Source organism: Kitasatospora sp. GP82 (assembly GCF_029892105.1).
Classification (GTDB): Bacteria; Actinomycetota; Actinomycetes; order Streptomycetales; family Streptomycetaceae; genus Kitasatospora.
The window spans coordinates 126,820-149,323 of the sequence record NZ_JARZAJ010000001.1 but is presented as its reverse complement, the minus strand read 5'-3'; the positions used below and the strand labels follow the sequence as shown (position 1 = coordinate 149,323).

The window sequence follows — 22,504 nt, the reverse complement described above, 5'->3', positions numbered from 1 at the left end:
CCTGCTACTACCGGTCCACCCGCCGGGCACGTTGACATGCCACGGCTTCCTCCTATGGTACGTGGAACTACCCAACGAAACCGAAACGGGCGCTGAAAGATCATCTGCTCACGCTCCGGGGGGCCTCGGAGTCCTTCGGGGCGCGGGCTCCGCACCGGGCCCTACGAGCCCTGGCGGAAGCCCAGATCCTGGAAGCGCGGGGTGGTGAAGCCGTACGCACCCGCGTTGGCGACGGTGTTGCGGACAGCGACCAGGTCGGGGCGCTGGTAGAGCGGAACGGAGTGGGCCAGCTGCCAGATCCGGGCGTCCGCCTGCTGGAGCAGCCTGCGCTGGGCGGTGGGGTCGAGTTCGGCGGCGGCCTTGTCGAAGAGGCGGTCGATCTCCTCGGTACCGATCCTGGCGTAGTTGCGGCCGACCACCGGCACACCGTCGGGGCCCGGCTGGGGCTTGGCGTAGAGGGCGCGCTCCTCGGCCCCGGGGTGACCCGAGGCGGGCCAGGAGAAGAGCGCCAGGTCGTAGTCACCGGTGGCCAGGTGGTCCTTGACGAAGCCGTCGACGGGGACCGGCGTCGTACGGATCGTGATGCCGACCTCCGCCAGGTTCGCGGTGATTGCGTCGGCGGCACGACGGGCGATGGCCGAGCCGTCCGGGATGAGCAGGGCGAGGCTGAGCTGCTTGCCGTCCTTGGCCCGGCCCGCGTCGGTCCGCTGCCAGCCCGCGTTGTCCAGCAGCTTGCCGGCGACCGTGCCGCCACCGGCCGCGGCGACGCTGTTGTCCTGGTAGCCCTCCTGGTCGGCCATCAGCAGGTGGTTGCCCAGCGCTACGGCGGGCATGCCGAGCGGGCCGAGGGCCGCGGTGGCGATCCGCTGCCGGTCCACGGCCCGGGCGACGGCGCGGCGCACCGAGGGGTCGTTGAGGGGGGTCCGGGCGGCGTTCAGGGTGAGCTGGGTGAAGGCGGGGGCGGCCGCGCGGTGCAGGGTCAGTCCGGGGAGCGACTCGGCGCGCCGCAGGGCCTGGACGGAGGCGTCCACGACCCCGGCGGCCTCCGGCGGAGCAGCGGGCTTCCCCGACTTCGCTGTGGCCGCGGCACCGGCCGGGCTCTGCTTGGGCGAAGCGGGAGAGTCGGGAGACGCAGGGGAGGCAGGAGAGGCAGGAGAGGCAGGAGAGCCCGACGAGGGAGACCCGGAACCGGACGGAGAGGTCGAAGCGGACGCGGACGCGGACGAGGAGGACGAGGTCGAAGCGGACGCGGACGAGGACGCGGAGGACGAGGTCGAAGCGGACGCGGACGAGGACGCGGAGGACGAGGTCGAAGCGGACGCGGACGAGGACGCGGAGGACGAGGTCGAAGCGGACGCGGTAGCCGAGGCCGACGTGTCGGCGGCTGCGGGCCGGTCGGACGGGGCACGGTCGATCGAGGCGGTGAGCGGAGCGATGTCCACCTTGCCCTGATCGAGGGCGTCCAGACGGTCGGCGGCCGGGGTGGCCAGGAAGTCGATCTCCTCGGCCTTCGCGGGGTCGCCCCACCAGTCGGGGTTGCGGACCAGCGCCGCCCTGCCTGCGTTGCGGTCGTACGAGCGCACGGTGAACGGACCTGCCGAGACGCGCAGGGTCTCGGCGAGCGGCTGGTTGAAGGCGTCCGCGGTGCTGATCGACGGGGCGGGGTAGAGCGGGCTGAAGAGGGCCCGCCACGCGGCGTACGGCTGCTTGAAGGTCACCTTGATCTCGTGGGCGTCCGCCCCCTGCGTGACGGAGTCGATCGCGGCGTATCCGGCCGGGTGGTCGCTGTGGAAGGCCGGGTCGGTGCCGGCGAGTGCATGCCACTGGGCGGTGAAGTCGGCGGCCGAGATCGGGGTGCCGTCGCTCCAGACGGCCTTGGGGTTGAGCCGGTAGGTGACGGTCTGCGGGTTCTTCCCGGCCGCGGTGGAGGCGGCGGCGACCAGGTAGTCCGGGTCCGCAGTGGGACGGGCGTGCTCGTCCAGCCGGAACAGGCAGGGCAGCAGGGCCTGCGCGAGCAGGTCGGAGTCGGGGGTCGCCTCCGGCTGGAAGACGTTGAGGGTGGCCGGGACGGCGTCCACGGCCCAGCGCAGGGTGCCGCCCTCGCGGATCTCGGCCCGGTCGACGCGGACCAGGTCGGCGGCGGCCTGGGGCGACGGGTCCCCGTCGTCGGAGCACCCGGTCAACGCGGTGCTCATCAGCAAGGCGAGGGCGGCGGCGGTGAGCTGGCTGACGCGCATGCACTTCTCCGGCTGATGGTCAGTTGATCCGAGGATCAGGGTGGACCACCACTGAAAGACACATACGGACCCGCGCACGGGCGACACGGCGAGCCGGCCGCCGGGAAGCACCCTCCCGGCCTACGTACGACAGACAGGGCGAGGAGGCCCGAGAATGCCCGAGGAGCCGAGGAGGGCCGAAGGGCTACAGGGCGAGTTCGAACCAGACGATCTTGCCGTTGGGCGTCCGGCGGCTGCCCCAGCGTTCGGCCAGCAGGCTGACCAGTTGCAGGCCCCGGCCGCCCTCGTCGGTCTCCTGGGCGCGGCGCTGCCTCGGCTGGGCGTACCCGTCGTCCCAGACCTCGCAGACCATCGTGCGATCGCGCAGCAGCCGCAGCCTGATCTCGCCCCGGCCGTGCCGCAGCGCATTGGTGACCAGCTCGCTGACCAGCAGCTCGGTGGTGTCGACCAGTTCGTCCAGGCCCCGGGTCAGCAGCCAGCCGCAGGCGAGGTCGCGGGCCTTGCCGACCGAGGTCAGTTCGGCGGGGAGCCTCCAGTCGCCCACCGCGTCCTCGGGCAGGCTCTGCACCTTGGCCATCAGCAGGGCGATGTCGTCCTCGCCGTGGTGCGGGATCAGTTCGTCCAGCACCTGGTCGCAGAGCTTCTCCAGCTCCTTGGAGCCGCCGGTCAGGGCGGTGCGGAAGGCGCGGAGGCCCTCGTCCAGCTGGTGCTTGCGGGACTCCACCAGGCCGTCGGTGTAGAGGCCGAGGATCGCGCCGTCGGGCAGGTCGACCCAGACCTCCTCGAAGGGCTCGCCGCCGACGCCGAGCGGCAGCCCCGGCGGGACGTCCAGCATCCTGGCGGGCTCCCCCGGGCTGAGCAGGACGGGCGGCAGGTGTCCGGCGTTGGCGAAGATGCACCGCTGCTTGACCGCGTCGTACACGGCGTAGACGCAGGTGGCGAGGTAGAGCTCGGTGGACTCCTCGCCCGGGCGGCCGTCCTGCCCGCCGTCGCCGCCGAGGCCGCGGGCGATCTCGTCCAGCGCGGTGAGCACCTCGGCCGGGTCGAGATCGAGCATGGCGAGGGTGCGAACCGCCGTACGGAGCTGGCCCATCGCGACGGCGGCGCGCAGGCCGCGGCCCATCACGTCACCGATCACGAGCGCCGTGCGGCTGCCGGGCAGCGGGATGACGTCGAACCAGTCGCCGCCCACCTCGGTGTTGTTGTTGCTGGGCAGGTAGCGTCGGGCGATCTCCAGGCCGGTGGCGGCCGGGTTGCCCGGCGGCAGCAGGCTGCGCTGGAGCAGCAGGGCGCGCTCGTGCTCGCGGCGGTAGAGCCGGGCGTTGTCGACGCAGACGGCGGCGCGGGCGACGAGTTCCTCGGCGATGGCGACATCACGCGCGTCGAAGGGCTCGCTGCCGATCGCGCGGGAGAGCTGGACCAGGCCGAGCACCTGGTCGCGGGCGACCAACGGGACGACCAGGGTCGAGCGCAGCAGCGGGTCGGGCCCCGGCTGGGGGACGACGCTGCGGCCCGTGCGCAGCGCACGTGCGTGCGGGGAGCGGCGCGGGTAACAGAGGGTGCCGCCGGCCTCGGCGACCGGCATGGACCCCTCGGCGCCGAGCACACTGGAGGCACCGCCGACCACGCTGGAGACGGCGACCCGGCGCAGCTCGCCGCAGCCGTCCGAGAGCCCGGACTGGCCGGAGATCGGCCCGGTGTCGCCGGTGAGCAGAGCGGTGTAGAGGTCGACGGTGGCCAGGTCGCAGAACTGCGGGACGATCACGTCCAGCAGCTCCTTGGCGGTGGTCTCCAGATCGAGGGTGGAGCCGATGTGGCTGCTGGCCTCGTTCAGCAGGGCGAGGCTGCGGCGCACGCCGGCGGCCTCCCGCTCGGCGACATGGCGGCTGGTGACGTCCGTGACCTGCCCGGCCACACCCATCGGGTGCCCGGCGGAGCCGGTGAGCCGGTAGAGCGAGATGGCCCAGCGGCGGCCGCCGTCGCGCCGGCTGCCGGTCGGGGCGGGAACGCTGGCGGTGCGCGGGACGGCGCCGGTGAAGCGCAGGTCGACGGTCGGCCCGCCGCCGTCGAGCACCTTGCGCAGTGCGACCAGCAGCCGCTCGGCCTCGCCGGGCAGGAAGAGGTCGTACGGGGTGAGGCCCTGGAGTTCGGCGGGCGGCAGGCCGACGCCGGCGGCGAAGGCGTCGTTGACGCGCTGCAGGCGCAGCTCGTTGTCGAAGAGGAAGAAGCCGGTGGGGGTCTGTCCGAAGACGGCCTCGGAGGCGGCGAGGTCGGTCTCGATCCGGCGCAGCCGTCCGAGGTCGACGGCGAGACAGGTCGCGCCGGCGGCGTCGGGTGTGCCGGTGCCGGTGCCGGGCAGCGCGTCGGGCATGGCGTACAGCTCGGCGAGGCCCTCGCTGCCGTCGGCACCCCGGTAGGGCGCGGTGCCGACCCACTCCTCGCCGCCCAGGATGCGCTCCAGCCGGGCGCGGCCGCGCTGCCAGAGTTCGCGGGGGACGAAGGTGGTGATCGGGTCACTGCCGACCGCCTCGGTGGCGGGGACGCCGAAGAACTCGGCGGCCCGGCCGCTCCACTGGCTGATCCGCCCGTCGGGGCCGATCGCGAAGGTGGCGACCCGGACGAAGTCGTAGATGGAGCCCGGCTGGGTGTGACCCCAGCTGCCGGGCGCGCTGCGGTCCCTGCCCCGGGCAGTCGGGACGCCAGGCTGCCCGGGCACGGCAGCATGAGCGCCGCTGCTCGGCGCGTTCGGCGCCGGGATGCTGTCCAACGGACCGACCCCTCCAACCCGTGGCCATCCGGATGTCGATGAAGTCCGAGTATTCATCATTCCGGAGCGCGCGCACACGCCCTCGAACATCACAACATCGAATCGAGGGAGGGCCCGCCCCGGGGTCCTTACCCGGCGGCGACTGTTCGAACCAAGCAGCTCAGTCGAATCAGTGCTCTCGGGTCAAGCGCATTGAGCTTATCCGACCTGAATGCCGCTCATATCTGACAAGATCATGCCGAGTTGTGGCGGAATTACGTTCATTGGTGAACTCCGGATGACCTGCTACACCGCAGACCCGGGGGATTCGGATTCGCCGGCCGCCAGTTCGAACCAGACCACCTTGCCCATGCCCTCCGTGCGGGTGCCCCAGCGCAGCGCCAGCCGGCGGACCAGCTCCAGGCCCCGGCCGCCCTCGTCGGCCTCGGCGGCGTGCCGCTCGCGGGGCGGGTCGGGCAGCGGGTCGGAGATCTCCACCAGCAGGGTGTCCCCCAGGGTGAGCCGGACGCCGATCGGGGCGCTGGCGTACCGGACGGAGTTGGTGACCAGCTCACTGACCAGCAGCTCGGTGGTGTCGGTGAGTTCCTCGATGGACCACTCGGTCAGGGTGCCCCGGACCAGGCGGCGAGCCCGGGAGACGGCGGTCGGCTCGGCGGGCAGCGTCCAGCCCGCCGTCGGTGTACCGGTCCGGCCCCGGCCGAGCCTGGCCAGCAGCAGCGCGACGTCGTCCGGTTCGCGCCCCTGCTCCATGGTGGCCAGCACCGCCTCGCACGCCTGCTGGATGGACGGGTACGGCTGTTCCAGGACGCCGATCAGCCGGTCGAGCCCCACGTCGAGGTCCTTGTCGCGGGACTCCACCAGACCGTCCGTGCACAGGGCCAGCAGGCTGCCCTCGGGGATCTCCAGCTCGATCGACTCGAACGGGACGCCGCCGACACCGAGCGGCGCACCGGAGGGCAGGTCCACCACCTGCCCCGCCCCGCCCGGCAGCGGGCTGCCGATCCGGGCGGGGTCCTCGGCCGTGTCCTTGGGGACGATCAGGACGGGCGGGATGTGCCCGGCCTTGGTGACGGTCAGCCGTCCGGTCGCCGGGTCGAAGACCGCGTACACGCAGGTGGCGAGCAGCGCCTCGTCCGGGCCCTGGGCCAGGTCGTCGGCCAGCTCGTTGACGTGCCGCAGCAGTACCTCGGGCGGCAGGTCGAGACCGGCCAGGGTGCGGACGGCGGTGCGCAGCCGCCCCATGGTGGCCGCGGCCCGCAGGCCGTGGCCCATCACGTCGCCGACCACCAGCGCGGTGCGGTCGCCCGGCAGCGGGATGACGTCGAACCAGTCGCCGCCCACCTCGGTGCCGCTGCTGCCGGGCACATAGCGGTAGGCGACCTCGATCCCGGTGGGCTGCGGGACCTGCTGGGGCAGCAGGGTGCGCTGGAGGGTGAGCGCGGCGGTGCGCTCGCGCGCGTACAGCCGGGCGTTGTCCAGCGAGCTGCCCGCCCGGTCGGCGAGTTCGACGGTGAAGGCCAGGTCGTCGCGGTCGAAGCCCTCCCGGTACCCGGCCCGGCTGACCACCAGCAGGCCGATCACAATGCCCCGGGCGCGCAGCGGGACGACCAGCCGGGAGTGCACGCCCAGGTCGTGCGCCGCCTGCAGCTTCGGATCGCCGGGGTAGGACAGGTCGCTCAGCTCGTCCGGTCCGGAGAGCAGTTCGGGGACTCCGCTGCGCAGGACCCTGCCGAAGGCGGAGTCCTCGGCGAAGGTGATCCTGGCGCCCCGACGGAGCATCACCTCGACCTCGGGGCCGTCCTGCACGGAGGCCGTGCCGAGCTGGAGCAGCGAGGTCCGGCGGTCGTGGCCGTGCCTGGGCAGATCGTCGCCGTGGGCCACCGCCTGGAGCAGGATGACGGCCGAGTAGTCCGCGTGCCTCGGGACGACCGCGCCCGCCAGCTCCTGGGCGATCCTGGAGGCGTCCAGCAGATCGCCGACCCGGGAGCCGAACTCGTTGAGCAGCGAGAGCCTGCGCCGGGCGTGCTCGACCTTGGACACCGCCCGGTACCGCTCGGTCACGTCCATCACGGTGCCCGAGATGCCGAGGACCTTGCCCGAACGGTCCGTCATCCGGCTGTAGGAGATGGACCGGAAGCCCGTGCGGGCGGTGATGGGGGCGGCGAGGGTGACGTCGACGACCGGCTCCCCGGTGGCCAGGACCTGCCGCTGGATCGTGGTGATCTCGTCGGCGGCACGCTCCGGCAGCGTCTCCCCGGTGGTGCGGCCGACGTGCTCCTCGGCGGCGACACCGTTCATCTCGGCGAGGGTGTGGTTGACGGCGGTGTAGCGCAGGTCGGTGTCGAGGATCGCGATGCCGAGCGGGGACTGCTCGAAGAGCGCGTCCCTGACCGCGAGATCGCGCTCGACCGCCTGGAGCGTACCGGCGTCGGCCAGCGCGACCTGGAGGAACGGCGTACCGTCCCCGTCCACCAGCAGCGAGATCCGGGCCTCGACCGCGATCAGCCGGCCCTCGCGGTGGCGCAGCTCGGCCAGCCCGTGCCAGCTGCCGCTGCGCACGGTGTCCTGGAGCGCGACCCGGGTGCGGGCGACCATCTCCTCGTCGCTCACCAGCTCCTCGATCCGGCGGCCGACCAGCAGCTCGCTCGGCCAGCCGAGCAGGTCCTCGGCAGCCGGGCTCCACAGCACCACCCGGCCCGAGGTGTCCAGGATCGCGATGGCCACCTTCACCACGTCGAACAGGCTGCCCTGGGTGTGCTGGGTGTGCTGGCCGAACCGGGCGGCGGGTGGGGCGGCCTTGCCCGGGAACGGGGCGGTCGGACGGCCGCGCGAGGCGGGTGCGGAGGGAATGGCATCGCGGTGGCGGGTGGGCCCCGCGGGCGAGGACGGGGCGGGCGACGGCGAGCGGGATGCCTGCTGGGCGGAGCGCGGCGGCGCGGGCGACGGCATACGGCGGCGCAGGCGGGCGCGGGCGGCGGCACTGCCGAGTCCCCGGCCTGTACCGCTCCCGAAGTCCGCCGCAGAGGGACCGCGTCGGGGGAGCCCCTGGCCTTGCCGTGCTCCCTCGCCGTTACCCGTACTCGACACGGACGGGGCCTCCGGCTCTCGGGCTGCGCACCCCGGCGGACCACCGGGGTACGGATGGCTGGTTGTCACCTCACCTATGGTGACGAATGCTGCCGAACAGTGACATACCCACCACACGGCCAGGGTATCCCGGCAGCCGAGTCGTCTTTTCCGATTGGTCTACCCGGGCTATGCCCCGGTCCGGCCGGCACCGCCTCGGGGCACGGGGCTCCGGGCAGCACCGCGTCGGCGCACCGCCCGGAACCCGGCGGACGCTCGGGACCCGGCGGGCGCTCAGGACTCGGCGGGCACTCAGGACTCGGCGAGCAGACGGGCGAGGTAGGGGAGGATCTCGCGGTCGTGTTCGAGCCAGTCCACGTCGCCGAGCTCGGTCGGGCCGAGCCAGCGCAGTTCGGAGTGGTCCTCCAGCGGCTGCGGATCGCCGGAGAGCAGCTCGGCGGCCCAGATCCGCAGCTCCAGACCGGCCCGGATCGGCCACCGACCCGGCAACTGCCTCAGCGCGCGGGCGCGCACACCCAGCTCCTCGTGCAGCTCGCGTTCCAGCGCCTGTTCCTGGGTCTCACCCGGCTCGGCCTTGCCACCGGGGAACTCCCAGAGACCGGCCACCTCGGGCGGCGCACTGCGCCGGGCAGCCAGTACCCGGCCCTGGTGGATGAGGGCCCCGCCGACGACGATCTGCATCTCCATGCCGCCGACCCTATGCGGGCTCGGTCTCGACCCAGTACAGCTGCTTGTGCCCGCGAGCCTCGAACTCGGCCGCGAGCATCTCGGCCTTGGCACGTCCGAGGCCCTTGGCGACCACGAGGCGGTTGCCGTTGTCGTCCTGGCGCATCACCCGGTACGTCTCCATACCGGGGACGGTACTGCCCCCGGCCCGGTGGGGGGCGGGCCGGGGACTGCGGTACTGCTCCCGACGCTATGCAGGCCCTGCTACCGATGGGTACGTGGCCGGTTAACAGCAGGTAAGGCCGCACGCGCAGGGCGCCGGGGACCGGCGTCAGGGGCACGCACCCCTCGCCACCCGAAGGCCGTACGGGGCGCAGCCCCGCCGCAGGTCCGGGGTCGGCACGGTCGTCAGACGCGAGCCAGTACCTCACCGTGCAGGACGGCGAACCAGCCGTCCGGCTCGGCGCCCCAGGCCCGCCAGCCCGCCGAGATCCGCTCCAGGTCCGCCAGGGTGGCGTACCCCTTGGCGACGGCGGTCTCGGCGAAGGTGGACCTCACCGCCCGGTCCGCCCACATGCCGCCCCAGAAAGCGCGCTGCTCGGGCGTGGCGTACGTCCAGGTCGCGGAGGTGGCCCGGACGTCCTCCAGGCCGGCCGCGCGCGCCCAGGACAGCAGTCGGCGCCCCGCGTCCGGTTCGCCGCCGTTGGCGCGGGCGATCCGCCGGTACAGCGCCAACCACTCGGCCAGTTCGGGCACCTCGGGGTACCAGGTCATCGCCGCGTAGTCGGAGTCCCTGGCCGCGACCACCCCGCCGGGGGCGGTGACCCGGCGCATCTCGCACAGCGCGGCCACCGGGTCGGCGACGTGCTGGAGCACCTGATGGGCGTGCACGACATCGAACTCGCCGTCGACATAGTGCAGTTGGTGGACATCGGCGGACTCGAAGACCACATTGGAGAGCCCCCGGCCGGCCACGTGGGCGGCGGCCTGCTCCAGCACCTCGGCGGAGGCGTCCACCGCGACCACCCGGCCGCTCGGACCGACCAGTTCGGCCAGGTCGGCGGTGATCGTGCCGGGGCCGCAGCCGACATCCAGCAGCACCTGCCCCGGCCGCAGCTCGGGCAGCAGGTAGGCGGCCGAGTTCTGCGCCGTACGCGACCGGTGCGAACGCAACACCGGCTCCTGATACCCGTGCGTATAGACGACCTGACGATCCGCCATCAGTTGCTCCCCTCGCTCCGGCGACTGCTCCGAGGGTACGCGCATGTCTCACTCAACGAGAAGATCCGTCTCCGATGTCGAGACGCACGTACTGTCGACTTCCCGCCCCCGAGGTCGGAGAGTCACAATCGGAGGCATGGGAAAGACCTATGAACGCATCGACGGCCGCCTGCGGAAGTTCATCGAGAGTCAGCCGGTCTTCTTCACCGCCACCGCCCCGCTGGCCGGGGACGGGCACGTCAACCTCTCCCCCAAGGGCCGCTCCGGGACGCTGGCCGTCCTGGACGAACTGACCCTGGCCTACCTGGACTTCGGCGGCAGCACCGCCGAGACCATCGCCCACCTGCGGGAGAACGGGCGGATCACCCTGATGTGGTGCGCCTTCACCGGGCCGCCCACCGTGGTGCGGGTGCACGGGCAGGGCGAGGCGGTCTTCCGCGACGACTCGCGCTTCGGCGCTCTGCTGGCGCACTTCGACCCGTCCGTGGACGGCGCCGGGCTGCGCGCGATCGTGCTGGTGCGGGCCGACCGGGTCAGCGACTCCTGCGGCTTCGCCGTCCCGTTCATGGACTACCGCGAGGACCGCAGCCTGCACTCCGAGTACTTCGAACGCAAGGGCGAGGAGGAGTTCTCGGCATACTGCGAGGGCAAGGACCACGTCGGCACCAGCATCGACGGCCTGCCCGCCCTCCCGCTCCCCCTGCCGCCGCGGGCGGCCTGACCCGTCCCCGCCGCACCGGGCCGATGGGCGGACAGCACCCGCCGGGCCGTACCGTGGCACCACTCCTAGGGAAGGGACTCCTCGTGGCCGCACGCCGCCCCTACGTCCTGCTGAGCGCCGCGATGTCCGTCGACGGCTACCTCGACGACGCCTCGCCCGACCGTCTGCTGCTCTCCAACCCGGCGGACTTCGACCGGGTGGACGAGCTGCGGGCGGGCTGCGACGCCATCCTGGTCGGCGGCAACACCCTGCGCCGGGACAACCCCCGGCTGCTCGTCAACTCCGCCACCCGACGGGCCGACCGGGTCGCCGCAGGCAAGCCCGAGTACCCACTCAAGGTCACCCTGAGCGCAAGCGGTTCACTCACCGCCGACCTCAACTTCTGGCACACCGGCGGCGCGAAGCTCGCTTACACCACGAACGCTGCCGCGGCCCGGCTCGGCGCCGAGCTCGACGGACTGGCGGAGGTCGTCGGCCTCGGCGCGAACGTCGAACTCGGCGCCGTTCTGGACGACCTGGGCGCGCGTGGCGTCGGGCGGCTGATGGTCGAGGGCGGCGGCAGCGTCCACACCCAGTTCCTCGCCCAGGGGCTCGCCGACGAGCTGCAACTCGCCGTCGCACCGCTGCTGGTCGGCCAGTGCGACGCACCCCGCTTCGCCGGTCCGGCCGACTATCCCGGCGGGCCCACCCGGCGGATGAGGCTGGTCGAGGCGCGTACGGTGGGCGATGTCGTCCTGCTCCGGTACGCCCCCAAGGAGACCAGCCCATGACCGCACCCGAGGATCTGCAGTGGCTCGCCCGCGCCGTCGAACTCTCCCGGCTCTGCCCGCCGTCGAAGACCGCCTTCTCCGTCGGCGCAGTGCTCGTCGGCGCCGACGGCGAGGTGCTCAGTGAGGGCTACAGCCGGGAGATCGACGCGCACAACCACGCCGAAGAGGCCGCGCTCGCCAAGCTGCCCGCCGACGATCCCCGACTGCGCACCGCGACCATCTACAGCTCGCTGGAGCCCTGCGGGCAGCGCGCCTCCCGGCCGCGCACCTGCGCCCAGTTGATCATCGCAGCAGGCATCCCCCGGGTGGTCGTCGCCTGGCGGGAGCCGGATCTCTTCGTGACCGCCTGCCAGGGGACGGCGCTGCTCATCTCGGCCGGAGTGACGATCGTGGAACTGCCCGAACTGGCCGAAGCGGCGCGGGCGGTCAATGCCCATCTGCTCGGCTGAGCGTTCCCCACCCCTGAGGAACAGAACCGGCCAAGCCACCCGAGGAGCCCGTACGCCCAGCGCCGCGCCGACCACCCTCGGCGCCCGCGCGCTCCTGCTCGACACGGACGGCATCCTGGTCAACTCCGATGCCGTGGTGGACCGTTGCCGGTGCCGCTGGGCGACGGCCGACGGCCTCGACGGGCCGAGGTCCGCAAAGTCCTTTCCAGCCGCCCGGACCTGCGGCTTCACGCCATCCTGGAACCGTAAGGCCGGTCACATGACGCGCGTAGCTGCCGAATAATTTCCTGCCAAGCAGGCATTTTGCCGAAAAATATGCCGTCAAATGCACTTCTGATTACCATCTTCAGAGAAGTCCTTGACTGGTGCAGGATGCAACATTCGGCGCAGCATGTCCGGAAATATGGACAACCGCCCAACCCCCGCCGATCGGCCGTTCCGGCAGTCTTGCCCGTTCTGTAAGCATGAGTCCACGGATCCCGATCTTTCGCACACGTCTTCGGCACACACCTGCCGGGCCGGCGATCCGTCACTCAGGCAACCATCACAGGGGGGTACTCAGCCATGTCCGAAAACAGCGCCATGCCCGATCGCGGGAGCTCGTCCGAGCTGACCCGGCGTCGCATGCTGCAGGGCGCGGGCGTCGCGCTCACCGCTGCCGTCGGTACGGCCGTGATCGGCTTCACCGGGCCGAACGGGCAGTCCGCGGTGGCCGCCGACCCGGGCGCCGGCGACGGGTTCGACGAGGTGTACCAGGGCCGCCGGATCCAGGGCAGGCCGCTGGCCGCCGGGCACGGCAGTGACCACAGCGGACACCACGGCGGCGGCTACCAGGTTCTGGTGGACGGTCAGGAACTGCACGTCATGCGCAACGCCGACGGCACCTGGATCAGCGTGGTGAACCACTACCAGACCCATGCCACGCCGCGCTCGCTCGCCCGTGCCGCCGTACTCGATCTCCAGGGTGCCGAGCTGCTCCCGCTCACCTGAGCCGCGAACCACCGAGCAACCGAGCCGCACAGCGACCGAGCCACCACCCGGCCCCTGACAGCACGAACCCAAGAGGATCACCCATGGCAGTCCGTAAGAACCAGGCGACCCTGACGGCCAAGGAGAAGCGCGACTTCGTCGACGCCGTCCTGGAGCTCAAGCGCCTGGGGCGCTACGACTCCTTCGTCAGCACCCACAACACCTTCATCGTCAGCGACACCGACAACGGCGAACGGACCGGACACCGCTCGCCGTCCTTCCTGCCCTGGCACCGCAGGTTCCTGCTCCAGTTCGAGCAGGAACTCCAGAGCATCAACCCCGCCGTCAACCTCCCCTACTGGGACTGGACGGCCGACCGCACCGCCAACTCCTCGCTCTGGGGCGCCGACTTCCTGGGCGGCACCGGCCGCAGCAGCGACGGCCAGGTCACCACGGGGCCGTTCGCGTTCAGCAGCGGCAAGTGGGCCCTCACCGTCCGTCCCGACAGCCGCTCCTACCTGCGCCGCAACCTCGGCGGAGCGGTCGCCGCACTGCCCACCAAGGCCGAGGCCGACTCCGTGCTGGCCATGGCCACCTACGACGCCGCCCCGTGGAACAGCTCCTCCGACGGCTTCCGCAACAACCTCGAGGGCTGGCGGGGCGTCAACCTGCACAACCGGGTCCACGTCTGGATCGGCGGCCACATGGCCACCGGGATGTCGCCCAATGACCCGGCCTTCTGGCTGCACCACTGCTTCATCGACAAGCTGTGGGCCGAGTGGCAGTCCCGCCACCCCGGCCAGGGCTACCTGCCGACCGGCAACACCCCGGACGTCGTCGACCTCAACGACACCATGAAGCCGTGGAACAACGTCACCCCGGCCGACCTGCTCGACCACACCAAGTTCTACACCTACGACACCGGCTTCTAGACGCACCGAACACGGGTGCACCGGCTGGGCACACCGAGCTCCTTGGCGAATCATCAGCCGTTCGAACGCAACTGCGGACTCTCCCTCCTCGTCCTACCCGGTACGGCCTCTGCCTCGTCTCACGAGGCCGCCGGACCCGCCACTGCCCGGCCGCTCCTGTCGAACTGCCGTACGCTGTGGCCTGCTCGTGACAGCGCCCCGCGCCGAGGGGGAAACCGAGGTGCGGCGCGCGGACCGAACTGTCGGACTCACAGGGGGAGATATCGATGACAAACCGTCTGAAGCGCAGCGCGGCACGTATGGCCGTGGTCGGCGCACTGGGCGTGGCCTCGCTCGCGGTCGCGGTGACGCCCGCGCTCGCCAAGGGCAGTGCCGAGCTCAAGGTGTCACCGGGCACCGTGAGCCTGGGCCACAGCATCCACCTCAAGGGGGACGCCGGCGACGACGGCGTGCCTTTCGGCAAGTTGTGCGCGCAGGAGCGCGTCGGCACGCACGGTGCCTGGCACACCGTCAAGTGCGGCCCCATCACGTACGTCAACGTACGTGATGCCAGGGTCGATGCGCAGGTCAAGGCCACTCACCGAGGGACTCTGCAGTTCCGTGGTGTGCTCTACGGCGTCGACGGCCTGAAGGGCGGCCACCCGTACGTCGCCCGCACCACCGAGGTCACGTCCGTCCACGTGCGCTGACCCCGAGGGGGCCGAGTCCCAATGGACTCGGCCCCCTTCTGATCCGGTTGATCCGGCATCCGCCGGATCACCGAAGTGCGGCGTCAGACGTTGAAGCGGAACATATGACGGCCGAACCTGACCTGCGGCGAGAGGTCGATCACGCCTCCGACCAGGCATTTCTTGGTTGGCCAGCGATGGCCTACGACGGTCGCAATCGGGTGTCCTGCGGACTGTACGCGGACTGCGACGGATTCCGCTTCAACCTCGCGACTGCGGGCCCGGCCCTGCAAACGCGCCTGCGCTCGGCCCGTTCAACGAGCGGGAGCGCCTGAGGTCCGGTCTACGAGGACGGCCGTTGTGCGCCCCGGGAGCTCGCATGGGGGTGCTAGCTCGGCGGGCGTGAACGCGGCGTTGAACGCACGTTTGAGACCGTCACCTTGCCGCCAGCTCGGTCCAGCACCGCCTTCCCCCTCGGCCAGACAGGCGATCTGCACTTTGGCGCGCGAGGACGGCTCCCGAGGATCTGACCTCACCCTGCGCCCCCGCCGAGATCTTCAGAGTCTGAAGCCCGCAAGTCGCTGCACGGCGGAGGGCCTCGCACGGGGGCCGCCTTGGCGGCATTCACTCCGACGAGCAAGCTGATCGGTCGTCAATTCGAATCACGGCCCGACTGTTCCGAAGAGAGGACGATCTGGCAGGATCCCGGCATGGCAATATCGGGTGGGGACCTCAGAGTCTGGATTACCAGCCTGACCGACGCCGAGTTACGAGAACTGATCCTCGCCCCCGGCCCGCTGCCCTACTGGGCGCGGGTGGCGGGCGCTCGCCGGAACGGGGTTCGCCGGGCTGGCCAGCGCGAACTCCTGACGGTTCGGGTCTGGCTGAGTCGCGCGCCCACGAAGGACCTCAAGGAGATCGCCAACGCCGCGACGCGGTTCGCGAGGCATCGGCTCCATCACTGCGGTGGCTATCCGCAGGAAACGTGTGCCAACCCCGGTGCCGAGGAGCTGGAGGCGATGATCGGCTTCCTGGAGCCGGTACTCGCCCGCCTGACGCTTTACGGGCTGCTCTCCGAGAACGGCCCGACGGCCAACCTGGTCTCACAGAACTGGGGGACCCTGCTTGAAGCCGCAGCCCGACCCGAGGTGCCGTGCCGCTGCCGCCAGGGCGAGGTTGGCTGCCACTCCGTCGACAGCATGCATGCCGCCGCCGATACCGACAACCACATGACGGAAATATCCGAGCAGGACGAGGAGGAGAAACTGTTGGCAGAGGACGACCTGCCGGTCCCTGACTGGACCGAACTCGCCGACCTGGCACGCTCGCTGCGCGAGCGTTCGAGCTCGGTCGCCGAACGCCTCGGCCAGGCTGCCGATCGGGTCCGCGCCGGGCTCGGGCTGCCCGAGGGCGTACTGGACGAGGCGGCCGCCTGGTCGACCGAGCGGGCCGCACTGGCGGATAGGACCGCAGTGGTCGGCCTAGGGTGGAACGCCGACGAAGGGTTCGCGGGGCTTCATGCCTCGGTAGAGGGACTGCGCGCCGAGGCTGAGGAACGGGCCGCACGCGCCGCACGGCTCACGCTGCTGGAGACGCAGCGGGAGACGTTGCTGAAGATCGTCGAGCAGGCCGGGCAGGACAGCGGCGGCGTCTACCTGGAGACGCTGAGAGCCTCGTTGCACGCACTCGACGACGAGATCGCGAGCCTGGGCGGCGACGCCGGGCCAACTGAGGCCCTGCCCGCCGTCCCCGCCGAAGAGCCAGCTGCCGAAAACGGGCCCACCACTGCGGACTCGGAGCCGGTCGACGAGCGGGTCGACGAGAAGCCCGGCGAGGAGGTCGAGGAACCCACCCGGTCCGCGTCCGAGACCGCACCCGAACCGCCGACGCCGCAGCCCGAGGCCGAGCAGCCGTTCCCGCCGGAGGCCGTGGCGGAAACCCCTGCCACTCCTGAACTCCCGACCGCCGCCCCTGAGCCCCTTGCGGACGTCCCGGGCCTGGAGAATTCCACAGCGGAGCCGGCAGACGAACCGGGCACCGAGGAGACCGCCTACCTGGCGTGGCAGAGCACCCAGGACGACGAGAACGTCGCGGCCGAGGCTTCTCCCGTCGAGCGGCTGGTGACCGCGCGCCGCTTCCAGGAGGCGTACTGGCTGACCCTGGGGTCGGCCGAACCCGCGCACCGAGCCGAGAGCCTCGCGTTCACGGACGCCGCCTTCTCTTGCGACCTCGCCGAAGAGGCCACCCCGGTGATGACCCGATTCGTGCCAGACCTGGAGGCCCTACAGGGCGACCGTCCGGCGCTCATCCTGGCCACTGTGGCATCGCTCCGGGCCGGCTTGGTGGCGGGTTGGCCGAACGACCTCCTGCTGCAGACGGACCCGTCGGCCCTCGTGCCCGGGCCCTGGGGCCGACTGCTGGAGTGCGCGGTCGACGTGCTGCGGCGCTACCAGCGCTTCGATCCGGCGACTCTGCACCCGCGCCGTGACGCGGAACCGATCCTCACTCGGACCGGCATCGCCGCGGCAGCCGCCGAGCTGGCGACGAGCCTGCCGCTGAAGAAGATCGGCTATGCCCGAGCGACCCAGGTGCAGAACCGGCTGATCGGCGCGGAGCAGCCGCTCGGCCGGGCGCTGGCGGCCGTGCGCGCGTGGGCGGCCGAAGAGGCGGACACCTCAGTCCTGGAGGAGGCATGGGAGACCTTCCGTAAGCGGGACGCCTCCGAGCGCATCATCGAGGATGCCGACGCAGCGATCCGGACGCCCAAGCAGGCCAAGGAACCGATCGAGGCCAAGGCGAAGCGCTCCCTGCTCAACCGGATCGAGCAGGTCGTCACCCTGCTCTCGCAGGCCCGCGCGCTGGCCGCGCCAGGGGCGGAGGAACTTGGCGACACCGTGACCGCGCTCCGGCACGCCGTCGACCAGGTGCGGCAGGCGCCCGCGCTGCCAGGGCCCGAAGGCGCCGCGCTGCTCCGGCTGCGGGCGTGGTTCCTGGGCGAGGACAGCGCGCCGGTTCCCTTGCGGGTGCTGGACGTCGCCGAGGGAGAGGCCCGCCTGGACACCGCACTGGACATCGCGCCGGGCACCGAGGCGCTGCTGGCGGCGCTCGACCTGCCGCGCTCGCGCGACGGTCTGCCGCTGCCGAGCGAGCCCGGCTTCGCCGAAGCCGTGGCCTTGCTGCTCGCGCCGGTCAACATCCGTTCCGTCGTCACCGCCTATGCCGAGCGCGGTGACCTCCACCTGGCCGACAGCCTGGTGGAGGCCCTGGAGCAGGGGCTGGTGCCAGCGGCTCCCGCCGGGATCCGGGCCCTTCCCCCCGACTGGCGCACGCTGCGCGACGCCGAGTGGGCGCGCTGGTCCGGCCTTCGCCGGGAAGCCCACCGGATGGCCGCCGGTCGACTCGCCGAGCTGCGCACCCAGAACCTCGATGACCTGACCGAGCGTGAGCTGGTCGGTCGACTGGAACACCTCGAACAGCCCACGCCCGACGGGGCGTTCCGCGCCGCGGTCGAGGATATCCGGCGGCTTGAACAGGAGCTGGACGAAAGGCTCCAGGCGTACCTGGCGCGGCTGTACGAGCAACTGGACTCGTTGGTGATATCGGAACAGGACCACAAGCGGCTCACCGAGCTGCTCCGGGCCGGCGACACGGTCACCGCCGAGGAGTGCCTGGCGCTGCTGCGCGAGGGCAGCGCGCTGCCCGACTGGAGCAGTGTCGACTGGGGCGACGAACTTCGCCAGTTCATGGCCGGGTTGGAGACCGTCCGGTCTTCGAAGGCCGGGGCGCAGGGATACTCGGCCCGGCCGTGGGCGGAACTGTACGCCGATGGCCAGCCGCTGACCGAGGGTTCGCGGATCGGGCTGGAGTCATGGGACGCGCTGTGCAAGCCCACCACGCGCGGGTCGGAGTGGCAGAAGCACGTCCCCTCCGTTCTGCGCGTCCTGGGGCTGGAGGGACGCACGCCGACCCGCGACGACCACCAGCAGGTGCGCGGCATCCTCCGGTTGACCGCCAAGCTGGCGGCCAACGAGGCCGCTCCCGGCTACGTCGCCGCGCTCGGATCCGCGGCGATCACCTACACCGTCCTGGTGGTCGCCGACGAGCTACGCGGGCGCAGTCCGCTTGAGCTGCTGCGAAACGAGACCGGCGCCTGCATCATCCTCTACCTCTATCCGCTGGGCCTGGCCGGGCGCCGGGTGATGGCCACGCATGCACGGACCTCGTCGCAGCAGGCCCTGGTGGTGGACCCGGCCGTGTTCGGCTGGACGGCGGCCCGTTCGCCTCGCTCGTTCCGAGCCGCCCAGCGCGTCACGCTGCCGTGGACCGCCTTCACGCCGTACACGCCGTTCGTGGCCGGCCTGGTACCGCCGGAGGTGTTCTACGGCCGTAGCAAGGAGATGGCCACAGTCGTCGACCCGCTCGGAGCACTGTTCCTGTATGGGGGACGCCAGCTCGGCAAGTCCGCGCTGCTGCGCAAGGTCGAGGCAACCTTCCCCATGACGCCGGAACGCAAGGCGATATACCTCGACCTGAAGGCTCGTGGCGTGGGTGAGGCCGAACCGGCCGACCGGATCTGGTCGGTGCTGAGCGCGGAGCTCAAACGGGTCGGTGTCCTCGGCCCGAAGGTGTCCTCCGAGGTGAGCGCCGACGTCCTGCTGGATCATGTGCGGCGCTGGCTTGAGGAGAACCGCGAGCGCCGGGTGCTCGTACTCGCCGACGAGGCCGACGCGTTCCTGACCGCTGACTCGAAGGCGGTCCACGGCCGCGGCGGCGAGGGCACGTTCGCCAACGTCGCCCGCCTCAAGGGCCTCATGGACAGCACCGACCGTCGCTTCAAGATCGTCTTTGCTGGCCTGCACCAGGTCCAGCGATTCAGCCACCTCTCCAACGTGCCACTCGCCCACGGCGGCCCGGACGTCCTCATCGGCCCGCTCAAGCCGGCCGAGGCGCAGCGCCTCGTCGTAGAGCCTATGGCCGCGTTCGGCTACCGCTTCGAGCGCCCCGACCTGGTGTGGCGTGTGCTCGCTGCAACCAACTACCAGGCCTGCCTGGTGCAGATCTTCTGCGACCGGCTGGTCGCGGCGCTGCGCGAGAAGCCGCTCGGCTCGGCGCAGTGGCCGATCACGGTCACCGAGGAGGACATCCGGGCGGTGACCGGTTCGGCGCAGGTCCACCGCAACATCGCCGAGCGTCTACGGATCACGATCAACCTGGAGGACCGCTACCGGGTGCTCGCGCTGGTGATAGCGCTGCGCAGCGGCGACGACCGCTTCCAGCGCGGCTACGACGCGGACTACCTACTCAGCGAGGCGAAGCGGCACTGGCCCGACGGCTTCAACAAGCTCACCGCCAGCGACGTGAAGATCTACCTGGACGAGATGGTGGGCCTCGGACTGCTGGTCCAGGAGGCCGATCGCCGCAACTACGCGGTGCGCAGCCCCAATGTGGTCCGCATGCTCGGCACTCGCGAGGATCTGGAACTGGAGCTCCGTCAGACCGAGTTCAGCCTGCCCTACGACTACAACCCGCGCTTCTCACGGCGCCTGGTCGGCAGCGATCCGCACGGTGTCGCCCGTTACAGCCCGCTGACCGAGCAGCAGCTATACGAGGCGACCAGCCCGGGTGCGACCGTTGTGTGTCTGACCAAGGCGCACGGCCCGGAGCTGGTGACCCTCGCGATCAGCTCGTACGCAGACGCGCGCGGGTTGACCGTGCACACAGCCGGTCCGGACGACCTCGCAGGTGTGCTTACCCGGGACGCCCGGAGCCGGCAGCCCAGCGTCGTCCTCGCCGACGTGCGCACGTGCGGCCTTGAGGTGCTCCGTCAGGCCGTGGAGAAGCTGCACGCGCACATGTCCCACGGCTCCGGGGCCCCACACCGAGCCGCGGTACTCGTCGTCGACCCGATGACCTGGCTGGGCTTCGGGGACGAGCGGGTCACCAGTGTGCTACGGCCGGAACGGTGGAACGCCGACAGCCTGCGTGCTTGGCCGGAGTGCCCGTTCGACACCCCGGACAAACGGCGGCGGCTGGCGGATGCCACGGGAGGCTGGCCAAGCGTGGTGGAACGGACCGTCCATCAGGCCACCCGGGGCGGCGCCACCCTGGAAGCCGCGCTGGACCAGGTCACCGCCTATTTTGCTCAGCCGGGCAACGCCGCCGACCATCTCGCCCGGGTCGAGTTGGACCAGGATGTGATCGAGCCGCTGTCCGTCTGGGCCGAGTACGTCGAAGCCGGGGAAGGCTGCGGGCACGCCGACATCGCCGCGGTCACCGGCCTGGAGCTGGACGAGGTGCGTCGGCTCACCAGCAGGCTCACCAATCACGGGGTGCTGGACGACAGCGAGGACGGCTATGCCCTGGACCTGATCACCTTTCAGGCGCTCGGCGTCGTCAGGCGGGGCGTGTGAGTACGAGCACAGCCGTCCCCCTGACCTCGCTCCCCGGGGTCAGGGGGTGGCTCCGACGGCTTCACGACGACCTCCGCGCGGGGCGGAGCTGCCTCTGGCTGCTGCCACGCGCGCTGACCTCCGGGCCGGGCTGCGTCGCCGATGCGTTGCTCACCGAACTCCTTCACGAGATCGGTGACTTCCTCCTTCTGCCTACGGCCGCCCCCGACCGCCCCGGCGCCTCCGTTCCGGCGACACCCGCACCACCGCCGACCGCACCGCAGTGGTCCGGTCTAGCGCCTCTGCTCGACTACGACGACGGCCTGTCGGGCTTCGGCGCCGGTCCCGGGGTCGGCGTGCCTTCCGCGCCTCGCCCGGTGCCGGCACGCCCCATCACCCCCGCCGAATCTCTCGCGGAGCTGCTGGGACGGCTCGCGGCGGAGCTCGCCGAGCAGCCGCTGGCGGCCCAGCCCGGCGCCCCCAGTCACCGGGCCACCCGTGCCACGACTGAAGGAGTGCTCGCCAGGCTCGTCGGAGAGCCAGACGACCGGCCCGAGACCCGCCCCGTCATCATCAGGGCATGGAACGAGGAGGCACCCACCGCTGCGACCAACCTCCTGCGGCGGATCGTTGCCACGGCCAAGGAGGCCGGCCTCCCACCGGACCGGCGCCCGCGGGCCCTCGTCGTCGTGACCGCGGAGGACCTGCCCGCCAACCTGCCGGACCAACTCGCTCGCGAGGACATCGCTGTCCACTGGTGGTGGGGCGCCGTCGGGCGCCTGGACACGGCCACGGTCGTCGCCGTCAGCCGACCTCCCAGGACCGGCCTGGCTCGTCATCAGCAGCTGCTGGAGGCCGTCGTCCAGGCGACCATCACCGAGGTCAGCGGCCCCTTTCTCGACGTAGCCGCCGCCCTGGCCAGTCACTGGAACGGGAGCCCCGAGACGCTTTTGGACGCACTGCGGCTCACCGTCGCAGACACCGCCGTCGAGGACACCGCTCCGCCGAAGTGGCACGAGCGGGTCGGTGGACCGGGCCACCGACCCGACCAGGTGGTGCTAACCCCCTGGAGCGCCGGGATCGTCGACAACTGGGACGGCCACCTGCGCCGTCATCCCGCACACGACCTCGCGCACCGGCACATCGTGGCCACCAGGGTCTGGCTCGCCCAGCACCATGCGCTGCTTCCACGGCTGGACGACGCCCGCGAGGAGTTCACCGATGTCGTCCGCCGTCGCGCCCGGATCCCCCTATCCCGGTTGGCCGAGCAGTACGGGCCCCGGCCCGTCGGCGGTTCAGCCGATCCCGACACGGCGACCGACACCGGACTGGTGCTCACCGCTATGGAACTCGGCGCCATGTGGGGAGCGCACCTCAACGGCCACATCGCCCTCAACGAGGTGGAGCGCCGGCGGCTGCGCACCCTTTGGAGGTCCCGCAACCGCCTCGCCCACCGGACCCCTCTCGACGAAGCGCAGCTCCACCAGCTCGTCAGCGTGCTCAGCGACTGACGCGCCCAACCACGCGCCGGGCGGCGTCAGACGCTGAAGCGGAACAAATGCCGGCCGATCCTGACCTGCGACGGAGAGTGGCAGGGGCCCCTGACCAGGCATTTCTTGGTTGGCATG

12 protein-coding genes and 2 pseudogenes are annotated in these 22,504 nt (G+C 71.5%); 8 read left to right on the top strand and 6 right to left on the bottom strand.

Annotated elements, in window-relative coordinates:
• Positions 1-161 precede the first annotated feature (161 nt).
• The 6 genes from P3T39_RS00650 to P3T39_RS00625 form a co-directional block, all read right to left on the bottom strand.
• Positions 162-2,237 carry an ABC transporter family substrate-binding protein gene (locus tag P3T39_RS00650; RefSeq protein WP_280695218.1) on the bottom strand — a complete coding sequence of 692 codons (2,076 nt, stop codon included), beginning with the start codon at positions 2,235-2,237 and terminating at the stop codon, positions 162-164.
• A gap of 184 nt (positions 2,238-2,421) precedes the next feature.
• The gene (locus tag P3T39_RS00645) at positions 2,422-4,869 is read right to left on the bottom strand and encodes a SpoIIE family protein phosphatase (protein WP_280695398.1); all 2,448 of its coding nucleotides are present in this window, start codon (positions 4,867-4,869) and stop codon (positions 2,422-2,424) included.
• A 420-nt stretch (positions 4,870-5,289) separates the two neighbouring features.
• On the bottom strand, positions 5,290-7,953 hold the full coding sequence (locus P3T39_RS00640; RefSeq protein ID WP_280695217.1) for a SpoIIE family protein phosphatase: 2,664 nt from the start codon (positions 7,951-7,953) through the stop codon (positions 5,290-5,292).
• A 429-nt stretch (positions 7,954-8,382) separates the two neighbouring features.
• Positions 8,383-8,778 carry a (deoxy)nucleoside triphosphate pyrophosphohydrolase gene (locus P3T39_RS00635; RefSeq protein WP_280695216.1) on the bottom strand — a complete coding sequence of 132 codons (396 nt, stop codon included), beginning with the start codon at positions 8,776-8,778 and terminating at the stop codon, positions 8,383-8,385.
• A gap of 10 nt (positions 8,779-8,788) precedes the next feature.
• The gene (locus P3T39_RS00630; RefSeq protein ID WP_280695215.1) at positions 8,789-8,941 is read right to left on the bottom strand and encodes a hypothetical protein; all 153 of its coding nucleotides are present in this window, start codon (positions 8,939-8,941) and stop codon (positions 8,789-8,791) included.
• 224 nt (positions 8,942-9,165) lie between these two features.
• Positions 9,166-9,978: a methyltransferase domain-containing protein gene (locus P3T39_RS00625; protein ID WP_280695214.1), complete on the bottom strand. Its 813-nt coding sequence runs from the start codon at positions 9,976-9,978 to the stop codon at positions 9,166-9,168.
• A 136-nt stretch (positions 9,979-10,114) separates the two neighbouring features.
• On the opposite strand from P3T39_RS00625, the gene P3T39_RS00620 reads away from it, so the two are divergent.
• The 8 genes and pseudogenes from P3T39_RS00620 to P3T39_RS00585 all read left to right on the top strand — a co-directional run bounded on the left by P3T39_RS00620 (position 10,115) and on the right by P3T39_RS00585 (position 22,387).
• The gene (locus P3T39_RS00620) at positions 10,115-10,699 is read left to right on the top strand and encodes a pyridoxamine 5'-phosphate oxidase family protein (protein ID WP_280695213.1); all 585 of its coding nucleotides are present in this window, start codon (positions 10,115-10,117) and stop codon (positions 10,697-10,699) included.
• Positions 10,700-10,821: 122 nt separating this feature from the next.
• A pseudogene (locus P3T39_RS00615) lies at positions 10,822-11,918 on the top strand (dihydrofolate reductase family protein).
• 94 nt (positions 11,919-12,012) lie between these two features.
• Positions 12,013-12,099: pseudogene (locus tag P3T39_RS00610) on the top strand (HAD family hydrolase); the annotation flags it as partial.
• 401 nt (positions 12,100-12,500) lie between these two features.
• On the top strand, positions 12,501-12,908 hold the full coding sequence (locus P3T39_RS00605) for a tyrosinase cofactor (protein ID WP_280695212.1): 408 nt from the start codon (positions 12,501-12,503) through the stop codon (positions 12,906-12,908).
• 83 nt (positions 12,909-12,991) lie between these two features.
• The gene (locus P3T39_RS00600; RefSeq protein WP_280695211.1) at positions 12,992-13,819 is read left to right on the top strand and encodes a tyrosinase family protein; all 828 of its coding nucleotides are present in this window, start codon (positions 12,992-12,994) and stop codon (positions 13,817-13,819) included.
• 266 nt (positions 13,820-14,085) lie between these two features.
• Positions 14,086-14,508 (top strand): hypothetical protein, encoded by a 423-nt coding sequence (locus tag P3T39_RS00595; RefSeq protein WP_280695210.1) that lies wholly within the window; start codon positions 14,086-14,088, stop codon positions 14,506-14,508.
• Positions 14,509-15,197: 689 nt separating this feature from the next.
• Positions 15,198-20,897, top strand: a complete 5,700-nt coding sequence (locus P3T39_RS00590; RefSeq protein ID WP_280695209.1) for a hypothetical protein — start codon at positions 15,198-15,200, stop codon at positions 20,895-20,897.
• Positions 20,894-22,387: a hypothetical protein gene (locus P3T39_RS00585; protein WP_280695208.1), complete on the top strand. Its 1,494-nt coding sequence runs from the start codon at positions 20,894-20,896 to the stop codon at positions 22,385-22,387. The genes P3T39_RS00590 and P3T39_RS00585 overlap by 4 nt, the downstream gene beginning before the upstream one ends.
• Positions 22,388-22,504: the final 117 nt, after the last annotated feature.